This is a genomic window from Telluria sp. AC161, from assembly GCF_979258535.1.
In genome coordinates, this window is record NZ_OZ409861.1 from 1,877,182 (window position 1) to 1,890,712 (window position 13,531).

At 64.1% G+C, this 13,531-nt stretch carries 12 protein-coding genes; 4 read left to right on the plus strand and 8 right to left on the minus strand.

Features of this window, described 5'->3' with window-relative positions:
- Window positions 1–3: 3 nt before the first annotated feature.
- The 3 genes from ACZ0AJ_RS08470 to ACZ0AJ_RS08480 form a co-directional block, all read right to left on the minus strand.
- Complete coding sequence (locus tag ACZ0AJ_RS08470; protein WP_499453861.1) at window positions 4–1,767, minus strand: hypothetical protein; 1,764 nt, start codon at window positions 1,765–1,767, stop codon at window positions 4–6.
- A 166-nt stretch (window positions 1,768–1,933) separates the two neighbouring features.
- A complete protein-coding gene (locus ACZ0AJ_RS08475; RefSeq protein WP_499453862.1) occupies window positions 1,934–2,209 on the minus strand; it encodes a hypothetical protein in 276 nt (91 codons plus the stop codon).
- Window positions 2,210–2,221: 12 nt separating this feature from the next.
- Window positions 2,222–3,010, minus strand: a complete 789-nt coding sequence (locus ACZ0AJ_RS08480) for a DNA/RNA non-specific endonuclease (protein WP_258834206.1) — start codon at window positions 3,008–3,010, stop codon at window positions 2,222–2,224.
- Window positions 3,011–3,205: 195 nt separating this feature from the next.
- Between ACZ0AJ_RS08480 and ACZ0AJ_RS08485 the strand changes: the two genes are divergently transcribed.
- Window positions 3,206–3,466 (plus strand): hypothetical protein, encoded by a 261-nt coding sequence (locus tag ACZ0AJ_RS08485; protein ID WP_499453864.1) that lies wholly within the window; start codon window positions 3,206–3,208, stop codon window positions 3,464–3,466.
- 122 nt (window positions 3,467–3,588) lie between these two features.
- The gene (locus ACZ0AJ_RS08490) at window positions 3,589–5,934 is read left to right on the plus strand and encodes an ATP-binding protein (protein ID WP_499453866.1); all 2,346 of its coding nucleotides are present in this window, start codon (window positions 3,589–3,591) and stop codon (window positions 5,932–5,934) included.
- Between the two features lie 74 nt (window positions 5,935–6,008).
- Here the strand turns inward: ACZ0AJ_RS08490 and ACZ0AJ_RS08495 are convergent, their stop codons facing one another.
- Both ACZ0AJ_RS08495 and ACZ0AJ_RS08500 read right to left on the minus strand, forming a co-directional pair.
- Window positions 6,009–7,187: a glycosyltransferase gene (locus tag ACZ0AJ_RS08495; RefSeq protein ID WP_499453867.1), complete on the minus strand. Its 1,179-nt coding sequence runs from the start codon at window positions 7,185–7,187 to the stop codon at window positions 6,009–6,011.
- 435 nt (window positions 7,188–7,622) lie between these two features.
- Window positions 7,623–8,831: a hypothetical protein gene (locus ACZ0AJ_RS08500; RefSeq protein WP_499453868.1), complete on the minus strand. Its 1,209-nt coding sequence runs from the start codon at window positions 8,829–8,831 to the stop codon at window positions 7,623–7,625.
- Between the two features lie 142 nt (window positions 8,832–8,973).
- On the opposite strand from ACZ0AJ_RS08500, the gene ACZ0AJ_RS08505 reads away from it, so the two are divergent.
- Window positions 8,974–10,266 carry an NCS2 family permease gene (locus tag ACZ0AJ_RS08505; RefSeq protein WP_499453870.1) on the plus strand — a complete coding sequence of 431 codons (1,293 nt, stop codon included), beginning with the start codon at window positions 8,974–8,976 and terminating at the stop codon, window positions 10,264–10,266.
- A 177-nt stretch (window positions 10,267–10,443) separates the two neighbouring features.
- Window positions 10,444–11,247, plus strand: a complete 804-nt coding sequence (locus tag ACZ0AJ_RS08510; protein ID WP_258834212.1) for a DUF481 domain-containing protein — start codon at window positions 10,444–10,446, stop codon at window positions 11,245–11,247.
- A gap of 13 nt (window positions 11,248–11,260) precedes the next feature.
- Here ACZ0AJ_RS08510 and ACZ0AJ_RS08515 read toward each other — a convergent pair whose 3' ends face one another.
- The 3 genes from ACZ0AJ_RS08515 to ACZ0AJ_RS08525 are packed head-to-tail and all read right to left on the minus strand — an operon-like array spanning window position 11,261 to window position 13,331.
- On the minus strand, window positions 11,261–11,737 hold the full coding sequence (locus tag ACZ0AJ_RS08515; RefSeq protein WP_499453872.1) for a GNAT family N-acetyltransferase: 477 nt from the start codon (window positions 11,735–11,737) through the stop codon (window positions 11,261–11,263).
- Window positions 11,734–13,014: an MFS transporter gene (locus tag ACZ0AJ_RS08520; RefSeq protein WP_499453873.1), complete on the minus strand. Its 1,281-nt coding sequence runs from the start codon at window positions 13,012–13,014 to the stop codon at window positions 11,734–11,736. Before ACZ0AJ_RS08520 ends, ACZ0AJ_RS08515 begins: the two co-directional genes overlap by 4 nt.
- Window positions 13,011–13,331 carry a thioredoxin family protein gene (locus ACZ0AJ_RS08525; RefSeq protein WP_499453875.1) on the minus strand — a complete coding sequence of 107 codons (321 nt, stop codon included), beginning with the start codon at window positions 13,329–13,331 and terminating at the stop codon, window positions 13,011–13,013. Before ACZ0AJ_RS08525 ends, ACZ0AJ_RS08520 begins: the two co-directional genes overlap by 4 nt.
- Window positions 13,332–13,531 lie beyond the last annotated feature (200 nt).

Genomic DNA, 13,531 nt, shown 5'->3' on the forward strand with positions numbered 1-13,531 from the left:
GGCTTAACGCATCATGCGTTCCCAGCCGTGACGCACTGCCGACTTCATCTTGTCCCAGGTCGACTGCTCGCCCGGATAACGGTTGTCCCAATCGCTGCGCAGATCGGCTTCGACTTCGGTCCATGGACGGTTACGGTACTTTTCTTCGCGCGCCATCTCGGTACCGTAGTTGTAGGCCGGACGGAATTCGTCGTAGGCGCCGCCGGTGCTGCCGTAGACCGAATTCCAGTGGTTGCGGTAGTAGATGTCGTCGTCATTGTCGTCGGTCATCTTGTCCCAGCCGTGACGCACGGCGTTCTTGACGCGGTCCCAGGCCGATGGCTCGCTGCTGTCGCTGCCGGTGGTGCTGAAATCGCGGGTGCCGTCGATGCGGTTGTCCCAGCCCGTACGCAGGTCGGTTTCGACATCGTCCCATGGACGGTTACGGTACAGCTCGTTGCGGCGCATTTCGGTGCCGTACGAGTAGGCCGGCTTCAGATCGTCGTACTTTTCGCCGGTCGACGCGTAGGTGCTGTCATAGTGGCTGCGGTACTGGTCGTCGTCGTTGTCACCGGTCATGCGTTCCCAGCCATGACGTACGGCGGCCTTCATCTTTTCCCAAGTCGATGGCTCGCCACCGGTGGCATAACGGCTGTCCCAGTCGTTGCGCAGGTCGGCTTCGATATCGTCCCAGGCGCCGTTGGTGTAACGGCCGCTGCGGGCAGCTTCGCTACCGTAGCTGTAGGCTGGCGCGTACTCGTCGTACGATGCGCCGCTCGCGCCGTAGGTGGTGTCGAAATGATTGCGGTAATAGCTGTCGTCGCCGCTCAGGGAACCCATGGCGCTGCTGCCCGAACCCGATTCAAAACCGGTTGCCGTGCCCAGTGCAGCATCGGACTGGCCGCGCGAGAAGATGCGCACGCCGTTACGCTGCTTGTCGGTGAACTTGGTGCCGGTGGTGCCGACGTTGCTGGTCTTGCTCATTGTCGTATCACGCTGCAGCGAGTCACCGCGGTCAACCGCCGTCGAACCCTGGCGGATCGAACCGTCCAGTGCCGAACCCTGGATCGCCGTGTCACGCAGGGTCGAACCTTGCAGCGACGTGCCGCCGGTGGCGGTCAGGCCGCTCTGGCCCAGTGATTCCTGGTGCGTCGAGTTGGTCAGATCGGACGTGCCCAGCGATTCCTGGTGCTGGAACAGCTGACGGTCGCCTGGATTGTCCAAAGACGGGATCGCCGCGGCTTGCACCGAGCCGGCGCCAGTCGAGGTTGGAGTCGAGGTCGAGGACGGGGTCGAGCTCGATTGTGCCGACATCGACGATGCCTGCTGCATGCCGATCGTGCTGCCAGCGTGCATTGCGCCGCTGCTGAAGCCGGTCGATGCCAGATCCGGCGTGCCGCTCGAGGTTTCGTCGATGTCGGTCGGGCCGTAGCGTTCGACGATGTCGGCGCCGCGCTCGACTTCCGGCAGCGAATTGGCGACCAGCGTCAGCACATGGCTACCGCGGTTGACGGCGCCTTCGTAGCGGTTGGCGTGTTCAGCGTTATCCGAACCGAACAGGTCGCCGAAGAAATTCTTGATGCTGGCCGTGATGCCCGTGTCGCCGTCGGCGCTGCGGGTCGTGTCGAGGTCGGACGATGCGTTCAGGCTATCGCTCTGAACAATCGTGTCTGCATCGGCGGTCGACAGTCGCACATCGGTGCGGGTAAAGCCCGACGACAGCAATTCGTTCATGGCGTTTTGTGCATCAGTGCGGTTATCGAACACCGCGACGAGGGTATGTTGCATGGACGTTCCTCCGAAATAGTAGGTCTTGCGCGGGCGGCGACGCCGCCTCTTTCGTTCGCGCTATGTTGTCAACATTACTCTATTCTCGGTGGAACTCGCACACCATTGACGAGCGGAAATTTAGTTCCGCCCGACCCATGTATCCGCCCTCGTCTCGACCTGCCTCTCAGGCGAATGGATTGTCGATCGTCTTGACTTCAGGCGGCGGCAATTGCTCTGGCAATTCGCCAGCCGACGCGCGCACTTCCAGTGCGGCGACGATCTCGCCCAGCACGGCGTGCAGGCGGCGGGCGTGCGCCAGGCCGGCGACGTCCGCAGTCAGGTCGACGTCGCCCGCAATCGTGATGCGGTCGAGCCGGTTTTCCAGCGTCAGGTCGCCGATACCGATGACATCGGCTTCATTGGCAAACGGGACAAAGCTGACGGGTTTTTTCTTGCTCATGGATCCTCCGTGTTATGAACGTTTTTTGGATGGCTTGACCGTCGGCAGGCGCAGCATGCGCTCCTTTTGCTTCGTGCTCAGCGACGGCAGCAGTTCGATGCCGACGATCCGCTCAAGCTCCGCCACGGGCACGACGTTGATCGGGGCATCGGCCCGATTTTCGGTCAGCCAGGCGGCGCCCAGGCGTTGACGCGGGCTGTACACCACCTTGTACAAATGGGTCGGCACGATCACGTTGCCGACTTTTTTCAGGCTCGTGCCCAGAAATGCCGGCCCCGTGATCACGTACAGCTCGCCTTCTTTCTTCGCCATCGTGCGCACGGCGCCTTCGATCGGTGCCCAGATCTTGCGGTTATGGTCGCGGTCCTGCGGGACCATATTGGCCAGCGAAAAACTCTCACGCTGCGTGCGGCGGTCGGGCATGTTGGCGTTTGGCGCCAGGTGGCCGCGGTCGAAACCGCTGCGGGCGTAATCGGCCAACTCGGCGCGCTGGCCGCGCGGCAGGCGCGACTCGGCGTGGAATTTATCGTCCCGGTCGAGCCCCTGCGCCCGTTTGAGATTATCGGCGCGCACATATTCGGCGGACCACAATGGCGTGCGGGTCACGCCCGAATGCACGACGCCAAACACGCCATAGCACAGCTCGCGCGTGGACACGGCCAGCTTCTGGTTCTGGATTTCCGGCGGACGGCCGTCGAGGTAATGGACAGGGCAACTCGCGGCCTGGGCGGCGGCGGAAGCCAGCAGCGCGCCGGCGAATGCAAGCCGGGCGGCAATACTGGCAAAAGACAATCGGAACATGATGACGATACAGTGAGGGAAACAGCGGGCATTCTAGCTGAGCGACAATTTCCCGAGCATAAAATTCTCGTAGCGCATCCGCACCGGTGGGCTACGCACCGTCCGCGCAGTATGACGCAGTCGGTGTTGACGTGCGCCCTGCCCCCGGTCGCTGCGACATAATTGGCGCATATCAAACCAACGTTGGAGATTATCATGACCGATCAAGAACAAGCAGACCGCAAGCCAGACGCGCCGGTGCCGGCCGGTGGCCAGGAACAACGCTCCGAAAACCTGCTGCCGGGCGAAGAAGGTTTCGAGGACGGCCGCTTCGACGTCGCCGAGGAAGTCAGTCTCGACCAGCACTCCGACGAAGCGCGGCGCATCGGCCAGGCGCCGGGTAACGGCATCGCCGATTCCCTGCCAGAGGCACTGAAAGCACCGGTACCATCGCAGCAGGTGCCCGAAAAACCGTAATACCGTGATGGCGCGGCCGGCGCCAGTGGCGCCAGCCGTCTTGTTTGCGGGCAAGTCTGTCATTGACACTTGCTCATCAGCGCATTAGATTGTCAGAGTAAACACACTCGCAAGCCAGGCGCATGTTGAACGATCCGAACGACTGCCCCGACAGTCTCATTAGTAGTTGCATCCTGTTCGTCTGCACGCACCCCACCGTCAATCCGGTCGTGTCGGAAGTCGCGCGCGAACTCGGCAGAGCAGTCGTGCATGCAACCTCCCTCCAGGACGGCCTGACGCAGGTACAGGACCGCGATTTCGCCCTGGTGCTGGTTGGCTATGCGGATGACCCCGACGGCATGCTTGCCGTCGTGGCAGCCGTGCGCAGCAATGCGCGCTCGAGCCTGACCCCCATCGTCGCGATGGGCTTGCCGCTGCCTCTGCCGATGTCGCACGAGGCGCTGTATGACGCCGGCGTGATTGCCGTGCTCACCGAGCCGCTTTCACCGACGATCCTGCGCGCCAAGGCGCGCTTCTACACCGCTGCCTTCGACACGCAGATCGAGCGCCGGCGCGCCGAAGCGGCGCTCGACGATACCAGCCGGCGCCTCGCGCGCATCATTGAAGCTGCCGAACTGGGTATCTGGTCGTGGGATATTCAAGCCGATTGCGTCGATGCTGACGAGCGGGTCGCCGATCTGTTCGGTGTGCCCCGCCACGAACGCAGCAGCGCCCCGCTGGAGCGCTACCTGGCCGCCATCCATCCCGACGATGTCGAATCCACGAGCGCCGAGATCGGCGCCGCGATTGCAACGCGCAGCGCCTATGGCGCCACCTACCGGATCCGGCTGCCGGGCGGTGGCTGGCGCTGGGTGATGGCACGCGGCCATGTCGACACCGACGGCGACGGACTGCCCACAACTGTGCGCGGCGTTATCATCGACGCTACCCGCCAGCTCGAGGCGGAGCAGCAACTGCACGCGAGTGAAGAACGCTACCGTACGGTATTCAACTCGATTGACGAAGGCCTGTGCGTGATCGACGTCCTGTTCGATGCCAACGGCGCGCCATGCGACTTTCGCTTCATTGAAACCAATCCAGCCTTCATCAAGCACACGGGCCTTGTCGACGCGGTTGGCAAGACCATGCGTGACATGGTGCCAGGTCACGAACAGCACTGGTTCGACATCTACGGGCGGGTCGCCACCACGGGCGAGCCCGTGCGCTTCGAGAACGAGGCAAAGGGCCTGTCGCGCTGGTACGACGTGTACGCCACGCGCCTGGGCGGACCGCTCACGCACCGCCTCGTGGTGCTGTTTACCGATGTGACCGAACGGCGCCGCTCGGACGCCGCGCTGCGCCAGATGGCAGCCGACCTGTCCGAAGCCAACCGGCTCAAGACCGAATTTCTGGCCACGCTGGCGCACGAGCTGCGTAACCCGCTGGCGCCGATCCGCAGCGGGCTGCAATTCATCCGGCGCGCGCCGGGCGACGCCGCTGCGGTCAGCCGCGTGCACGAGATCATGGGTCGCCAGCTTGACCATCTGGTGCTGCTGGTCGACGATCTGCTCGACGTCGCCCGCATCCAGCGCGGCCAGGTCGAGCTGCGCTGCGAACCGGTCGACCTGGCCACGGTCGTGAACGCAGCCATCGAGACGAGCATGCCGCTGCTGCAGGCGGCGCGGCACAGCTTCGATCTCCATCTGCCCGCCCTGCCCCTGCCGCTGCTGGCCGATCCCACACGCCTGACCCAGGTCATCAGCAATCTGCTGAACAACGCGGCGCGCTACACGCCCAAGGGCGGGCGCATCGCGCTGCGCGCCGAACGCGAAGGCGACGAGGCCATCATTACCGTGACCGACAACGGCATTGGGATCGCACCCGAGGCGCTGGAAGCAGTGTTCCGGATGTTCACGCAGGTTGGGCAGGCGCAGCAGCCGGGTTCCGGCGGCCTCGGCATCGGCTTGTCGCTCGTGCGCAGCCTGGTCGAACTGCATGGCGGCAGCGTGCGCGCCGACAGCGCCGGCACGAATGCGGGCAGCCGTTTCACGGTGCGCCTGCCCCTTGGCAGCGAGCCTGTTGGTACAGCGCCGCCGGCAACCCAGGCGGCCCCGGCCGGTGCAGTGTCGCCCAGCAGCGTGCTGGTGGTCGACGATAACCGTGACGCGGCCGAAACCCTGGCCGCACTGCTGTCGATGCTGGGCCACAGCGCGCCGGTCGCCAACGATGGCCATCAGGCGCTGCGGATGCTGCCAGTGCTGATGCCGGATGTCGTGTTTCTGGATCTGGGAATGCCGGGCATGTCCGGCTACGAAGTCGCCACCGCGATCCGCGCCGATGCCCGCTACGCCGCCGTGCGCCTGGTGGCACTGACCGGCTGGGGCGGCGCAGCCGACCGCGAACGCACTGCACAGGCCGGTTTCGATGCGCACCTGACGAAGCCGGCAACCGTGGAAGCCATCGAGGACGTGCTACGGCAGATGACGTAGCAGATACCCAATGTCCACATAAAAAAGGCCGGTGTCCTGCGACACCGGCCTTTTCATTTCCTCTTGCTACTGGCTTAACGCGCTTGGGCAACCGCGACCAGATCTGGCGTGCTTGGCACGGCTTCCTGGTTGCTGGCGAAGAAGCGCTCGACCTTGTTGCTGCGCACGGCGCTGTCGATCAGCTCATGCATGCTGCGCGCGGTCAGATCCCACGACGTGCCGGCCACGACCTCACGCATGCGCGCTGCCATCGTTGCACGGGCTTCGGGCGTCAGCGCCAGCTGGCGCTCGCAGGCTGCGATGAAGTCAGCGTGCGATTCGGCGATCTCGACCACATCACCGTATGGCACCTTGACGTCGGTGATTGGCGTGGACACCGATGGCAATTCAGCTGCCATGTATTCCAGCACCTTGGTTGGGCTGATGAACTTGGTCGAGTCGTTGATCGCGAATGGCAGCAGGCACACATCCCAGCCGGCCAGGAATTGTGGCAGCTCGTTGTAGGTGCGCTGACCCATGTAGTGCACATTGGCCTGCTTTGGCAGCGTTGCCGGATCAATCTTGACGACCGGACCAACCAGGACGATTTGCCATTCCGGATGCGCATCGGCCATGCTCGAGACCAGGTCGACGTCGAAGCGCTCGTCGATCACGCCATAGAAGCCAAGGCGCGGATGGGCGATATGGTTCTGGTCAGGATGTGAAATCGCGGCATCCTGTGCCTGGCGGAAGTGGCCGGCGTCGACGCTGCTCGAGAAGCAGTGCGCGTTGGCGTGGCGGTCGCGCTTGGACTGGTACAGGCTCGGGCCGCCAGTGAATACCACGTCGGCGATATTGAGCAAGGCGCTTTCGCGCTGCAGCAGCTGCTTCGGCGCGTTCTTGAACATCGCCAGTTCGTCCATGCAGTCGTAGATCACCTTCGATGGCTTCAGGCCTTGCAGCAGCGGCAGCGCCATCGGGGTGTAGAACCAGACGATTGGCTCTTCGCCGGCAGGCACCAGGTCGGCCAGCAGGTTTTGCAGCGTTGGCAACTGGTCATCGTGGAAACCCCACTGATGAATCGGCGTATGCGGACGGCAGACGGTGATGTTGTCGGCAACTTCCATCTTTTCCAGGCGCGCTTCGCCGTCCGTGTGCATCGGCTCTTCGACGAAGAGAATCTTGTAGTGTTGAGCCAGACGTGTCATCAGGTGCTGGGGGCGTTGAAACACGAAATCCCAGCGGAGATGGCAGAACACGATGAGGGTCGGCATGTGAATTTTCCTTTCGCCTTGGTGGCGCTATAGTTGTTGGTAATTGTGCAGCCGGACGGTTCTTCTCTCTCTACTCGGGACCACCGCTGCTTGCGCGCGGGAACCTGGCCGGACGAGTGGATCGTAACATGCAATTTTCTTAATTTTTTGATTTGTGCATAGCAATATTTCAGGAAATGTAACAGGACTGTTGATGGTTCTTGTCGCGCCTCATAGGGAGAAGCGGTTTTTGACATGATCTCCTGTCAGTGGCGTCCTACAGCGCGACAAGAAGTTCCACTACGAATACAAGTGAAAAACTTGACGAAACTCACCAAAATTCACGCCGTAGAATCGGGGGATAAAAGCAGGTTGCGCCGCACCACGGGTCGGCAATTCCAGTACCGTCAAGCTGTCCGGGTGCGCCAGACGGCGCGCCGCCCGGGGCGGCGACGCTCAACCCGGGTGATACGGCTCGGCGCCCTCAGCATGGCCATCGTCGCTGAAGCCCACGGCGATCGACACACCTTCCAGACCAAGCGACAGCAGCGCGTCGCACAGTTCATCGACTTCAAGCACCAGATCGGCGGCCAGGTCGACCGGCTTCTCGACGCTGCCCCACGGCTGGCCACCATCCAGCGCATACAGGTTCGCGCGCAGCAGGATATGTTCGCCCATATCGATCGGCGCGACGGCCGCATGCACGGCGTCCGGCGCCAGGTCCTTGGCCTGCAGCAGGCCCTTGATGTCGGCCAGCACGCCAAGCGTTGCCAGCTCGGCCACGCCCTGCTCCTTGGCGCCGTAGAACAGGTCCTGGTATAAAAAGTTCAGGTCGAGCCGTGCAGGGTCGGCCGCCAGGCAGCGCGCGACCAATGGCGCCGCCGCCACGGTCCAGTCACGATAGCGATCCATGCGGGCCGTGAAATAGGCATCGCTGCCGGCCTCGTCCTTTGGAATCCGGTAGAACGCATCGTCGCTGCGCTTGAACGAAAAGCCGAGCAGGAAACGCAGCTCGAGCGCCGTTTCGTCGGGCGCGACCGGCTCGCCGGTCCAGCCGCGCATGCTCGCTGCGATGGTCGGGGCCGGCTGCAGTTTCTTTTCCGTCAGCGAGGCGGCTGCTTCGCGCAGCATCTCGTGCAGCGTGCCATAGGCAATATGGTCGATCTCGCCCAGATCGAACGCGTGCTGGAGCAGGATCACGCGCGCATCCGGGCTGTCGAGGCCGCCATCCTGGAAGCTGGCCACGAGCGCCTCGAACGCCGCTTCGTCCTGGAACAATTCCTGCGCCACCAAGCCGCCCTCGCTGCGCACGAACAGCGGCACCATGAAGGCGTCGATCTCGTGTTCAGGGCCGCCTTCGCGCCCCACGCGCAGCGTCGCTGCTTCTTCTTCGATACACCCGCGCAGCACGCGGCAGGCCAGCGGATCGGTGTAGCGGGCCAGTTCAATCGCCTCGTACAGGACTTCGTCGCGCTTCTTGCGCACGGCCTTGCGTACGGCCAGCACGAGCTGGTCGCGGCGCACGGTGTCGGGCTCACCCGTTTCCAGGTCTTCGCGCTCGGCGATCTCGAGCGCCAGATCGGCCATTTCCTGGGCCTGGGCATTGGTGTCCGGTTCGCGTGTGTTGTTCGAGGTGCGGGGCACCGGACGCTTGTTTTTTGGCATGTCTGAAATAGGGGATGAAGGTGAAAGAATGATCGTGCCCGCATGGTAACACCCCCGGCATGGACCCTGACAGTTGCCATCCATCGCCGCTGCGCCGACGCGCAATGCTATGCTTCGCCCTACCGTAATCTGCAGGATCACCATGCTCGACCGTTTCTTCCAACTCAGCGCCAATAACACCACCGTCCGCACCGAACTCATGGCGGGCCTGACCACGTTCCTGACGATGGTCTACATCATTTTTGTCAATCCATCGATTCTGGGCGACGCCGGCATGCCGAAGGCGTCCGTGTTCGTCGCAACCTGTCTGATCGCCGCCGGCGGCACCGCCCTGATGGGCCTGTACGCCAACTACCCGATTGCCATGGCGCCCGGCATGGGCCTGAACGCCTACTTCGCCTACGCCGTCGTGCTCGGCATGGGCATCCCGTGGCAGGCGGCGCTGGGCGCCGTGTTCATCTCCGGGTGCCTGTTCATCCTTATCACGATGGTCGGGCTGCGGGCGATGATCGTCGACGGCATCCCACGCTCGATGCGGGTCGGCATCACGGTGGGGCTGGGCATGTTCCTGGCCCTGATCGCTCTCAAGAATGCCGGCATCGTCGTCGCCAGCGACGCCACGCTCGTCAAGGCGGGCGACCTGCACCAGCCGGCAGCGTTGATGGCCGTGCTGGGCTTTTTCGTCATCGTTGCGCTGGACCGGCTGCGGGTGCGCGGCGCGATCCTGATCGGCATCGTGATGGTGACCGTGCTCAGCTTTTTCTTCGGTGGCAATACTTACCAGGGCGTGTTCTCGCTGCCACCACCCATCTCGCCGACGCTGTTCGCGCTGGATATCCCGGGCGCGCTGGCGGCTGGCATCCTCAATGTCGTGCTGGTGTTCTTTCTGGTCGAGCTGTTCGATGCGACGGGCACCCTGATGGGCGTGGCGCGCCGCGCGGGCCTTCTGGTCGAAGGCAAGATGGAGCGCCTGAACAAGGCGCTGCTGGTCGACAGCGGCGCCATCGTCGCCGGCAGCGTGCTGGGCACGTCGAGCACGACCGCGTACATCGAAAGCGCAGCCGGCGTGCAGGTCGGTGGCCGTACGGGCCTGACGGCGCTGACCGTCGCGGTGCTGTTCCTCGCCTGCCTGTTCATCGCGCCGCTGGCGTCGGTCGTGCCGCCCTACGCGACCGCGCCGGCGCTGCTGTTCGTCGCCTGCCTGATGCTGGCCGACCTGGGCGAAGTCGACTGGAGCGACACCACCGAAAGCATCCCGGCGGCCGTCACCGCGCTGGGCATGCCATTCACGTACTCGATCGCCGAAGGCATTGCGTTCGGCTTCATCAGCTACGCCGTGCTCAAGCTGCTGACGGGCCGCGCGCGCGAGGTAAAACCGGTCGTCTGGGTGATCGCCGCACTGTTCGCGTTCAAGATCGCCTACGTCGGGACGTGATTCCCAGTACGCGGCGCGATCCGGGTGCCTTGCACGCCGCATCGCGCAGCCTATGCGTTACAATATCGGCCAACTCGCGGCAACCTGTTTGCCGCGCATGATTCATGAACGATTCACGAACGATGGGCCGGTTGCCCTGCGCAGGTCTGGTGCAGTGCGGCCCATGCTTCTCAACGGATGCTGATGAAACTATCCCCGATCCTGGCGCTGCTCGTTGTCAGCGTCCACGGCGCGGCCAATGCGGCCCCCGATCTTCCTCAGGTGGGCGACGTCCATGCGCCGCTCAAAGTCATGATGCCGACCATTCCCGATGGTGGCTGGTTCACCTCGGCCGAGCTCGGCGCGATCAACACGTCCGGCAACACGAGCGGTACATCGGTGACGGGCAAGATCGACGCCCGCCACGAAACGTCGGACTGGAGCCATGAATTCATTGCCAGCGGCTACTTCAAGGAAGACGAGTACGAGAACGAAGAAGGTGAGCTGCAGCGAACGCGCTCGGCCGAGCGCTGGGCGACGTCGGCCAAGGCCTCCTTCAAGCTGCTGGGCGACGGGCGCCGCGCGTTCATCCTCGGCTCGCATGTGAACGACAAGTTCGGCGCCTACGTGCGCTATTCGTCGCTGTCGGTCGGTTACGGTTCGCGCTGGTACACGGCGCCGGACAAGACGCTCGACGTGGAAATTGGTCCGGGCTACTTCAATGGCAAGCGCGAGACGGACGAAGAAGAAGACGGCCTGACCGTGCGCGGCGCGGCGCAGTTCCGCTGGCAGGTCAGCCCGTCAGCGTACTTTTCGCAGACGCTCGCCGTCGAGAAAGGTACGTCCAATACCCATTCGGTGGCCGAGACATCCCTGTCGACCAAGATCAACGGCAGCATGCAGATGAAGGCGGGCTTCAGCGTCCGCAACGACAGCAGCGTACCTGAAGACAAGAAGAACACGGATACCCAGACCTCGCTGACGATGGTCTATTCGTTCTAGACGTTCTCGACATTCAGCGCCAGGCCAGCTCCAGCGTCGCGCCGTCGTCCCGCACGACGGCAAAGCCGCAGGCCGCGTACAGCGCGCGTGCGGCGGTATTCTCACAGCGCACACGCAGCGTCATCGTGCGCTGACCCAGGCAGGCGTCCTGCAACGCCCCCAGCACCGTGCGCGCGACACCCTGGCGGCGGGCGTGGGGCGCCACTGCCAGGTCGACCACGCGCAGCGTGTCGCTCGTCCAGTCCAGCACCACCCGTCCCAGCGCCTCTCTGCCATCGGTCAGCAGCCACGTCTCGGCAGCGGGATAGCGCTGCGCGTACTCGTCGACCTGCAGTTGCTGCTGGTGCCGCGCGATGCCCTCGATCACGCTGCGCGGCACCGGTAACGCACCCAGGTCGGGCCGCGTCGCAAGATACAGCGCCGCCAGGAACGCCGCGTCGGATGCCTGCGGCGCACGTCCCGTCAGCGCGCCGAAGCGGCGTTCGTTCACGCCCTGGCCGTGTGCGGTATCAGGCTACGCGCAAGAATCAGCGCCAGCAGACTGATCAGCGCCGCGCCGCTCAGGTAATAACCGACATACTCGAGCCCGTAATTCGTGCCCAGCCACAGCGCGATATACGGCGCGACCGACGCGCCCAGGATGCTGGCGAAGTTGAAGGTGAGCGACGCGCCGGTATAGCGCACTTCGGCCGGGAACAGCTCGGCCAGCAGCGTGCCCAGTGGCCCGTAGGTAAAGCCGACCAGGCACATGCCCAGCACCATGAAGGCGCCGACCGACCACGCGCCACCCGCCCCGAACAGCGGCCCGTACAGCAGGCCGAAGAGAGCGATCGCGCCGCTGACCAGCATCATCGCGGTGCGCCGCCCGCGCCGGTCGGCCAGCAGCGCCGACAGCGGGATGGTCAGCGCAAAGAACAGCACCGCGAACAATTGCAGCAACAGGAATTGCTGGCGCGTGTAACCGAGCTGCGCGGTTCCCCAGCTCAGCGCAAAGACCGTCATCAGATAGAAGATGACGAAGGTGGCCAGCGCAATGAACGTGCCGAGCACCAGCGCGCGGCGATGGTCGCGCATGACGGTCACGACCGGCACCTTGACCCGCGCCTTGCTGTCCAACACCTTCTGGAAGTCCGGCGTCTCGGTGATTTTCAGGCGAATGTACAGGCCCACGCCCACCAGCACAGCGCTGGCCAGGAAAGGAATGCGCCAGCCCCAGGCAAAGAAGTCGGCATCGGTCATCACTTCGCCCAGCAGCAGGAACACGCCGCCCGACAGGAAGAAGCCGATCGGCGCGCCCAGCTGGGGAAACATGCCGTACCAGGCGCGCTTGCCGGGCGGCGCGTTCTCGGTGGCAAGCAGGACCGCCCCGCCCCATTCGCCACCCAGACCAAGGCCCTGGCCGAAGCGGCACAGTGCCAGCAGCAGGGGCGCAGCCACGCCGATCTGGGCATAGGTGGGCAAGAGGCCGATCAGGATGGTCGACAGGCCCATCGTCAGCAGCGCCGCAACCAGGGTCGCCTTGCGGCCCACGCGGTCACCGAAGTGGCCAAACACGGCCGAGCCCACCGGGCGCGCAAAGAAGGCGATGGCGAATGTCGCCAGCGACTGCAGCATCGCGGCGCCCGGATCGGCCGTCGGGAAGAACAGCCGCGGAAACACCAGCACGGCGGCCGTCGCGTAGATATAGAAATCGTAGAACTCGATCGTCGTGCCGATCAGGCTGGCAAACAGGACGGTACGGGGCTTGTTGGCCGTGACGACGCTCATGCAGCCGCCTGCGCCAGCGCTTCAGTCACGGTATCGGCATCGGCCGGACGCACCACGCGCGCAACTTCCTGGCCATCCTTGAGCACCACCACCGTCGGCCACAGCTTGACGCGAAACGACCGGCCCAGCGGCCGGCCGGGCCCATCCTCGACCTTGACGTGCCTGGCAGCTGGTTGCCCGGCGACAGCCTGGGCAATGGCCGGCGCAGCCGCGCGGCAATAGCCGCACCAGTCGGTGCCGAAGTCGAGGACGAGAATGCCGGACGCCGAATCGATCTCGGCGCGCTCGGGCTGGTGGGTTGCGTAGGCTGTGGACATGCGGGTCTCCTGGTATGGCCTTGTCAATAGCATAAGCCTACCCGAAAACCCGGTTGCGGCCTATCGTGGTTGCTACTGAAACATGGTCGTCCCTGGGTGTGTCACCTAACCGACCGTCGCGGCTGACACTGTCACGCTGACGTCTCATGCAGTCTGCTCTCGAGTCAGCTCTCAATACAGTCAGCTCAAGTCGGCTCCCC

Excerpts from the sequence above, each read along its gene's own strand:
- ACZ0AJ_RS08470 (WP_499453861.1), bottom strand. The coding sequence starts at position 1,767 with ATGCAACATACCCTCGTCGCGGTGTTCGATAACCGCACTGATGCACAA.
- ACZ0AJ_RS08475 (WP_499453862.1), bottom strand. The coding sequence starts at position 2,209 with ATGAGCAAGAAAAAACCCGTCAGCTTTGTCCCGTTTGCCAATGAAGCC.
- ACZ0AJ_RS08480 (WP_258834206.1), bottom strand. The coding sequence starts at position 3,010 with ATGTTCCGATTGTCTTTTGCCAGTATTGCCGCCCGGCTTGCATTCGCC.
- ACZ0AJ_RS08485 (WP_499453864.1), top strand. The coding sequence starts at position 3,206 with ATGACCGATCAAGAACAAGCAGACCGCAAGCCAGACGCGCCGGTGCCG.
- ACZ0AJ_RS08490 (WP_499453866.1), top strand. The coding sequence starts at position 3,589 with ATGTTGAACGATCCGAACGACTGCCCCGACAGTCTCATTAGTAGTTGC.
- ACZ0AJ_RS08495 (WP_499453867.1), bottom strand. The coding sequence starts at position 7,187 with ATGCCGACCCTCATCGTGTTCTGCCATCTCCGCTGGGATTTCGTGTTT.
- ACZ0AJ_RS08500 (WP_499453868.1), bottom strand. The coding sequence starts at position 8,831 with ATGCCAAAAAACAAGCGTCCGGTGCCCCGCACCTCGAACAACACACGC.
- ACZ0AJ_RS08505 (WP_499453870.1), top strand. The coding sequence starts at position 8,974 with ATGCTCGACCGTTTCTTCCAACTCAGCGCCAATAACACCACCGTCCGC.
- ACZ0AJ_RS08510 (WP_258834212.1), top strand. The coding sequence starts at position 10,444 with ATGCTGATGAAACTATCCCCGATCCTGGCGCTGCTCGTTGTCAGCGTC.
- ACZ0AJ_RS08520 (WP_499453873.1), bottom strand. The coding sequence starts at position 13,014 with ATGAGCGTCGTCACGGCCAACAAGCCCCGTACCGTCCTGTTTGCCAGC.
- ACZ0AJ_RS08525 (WP_499453875.1), bottom strand. The coding sequence starts at position 13,331 with ATGTCCACAGCCTACGCAACCCACCAGCCCGAGCGCGCCGAGATCGAT.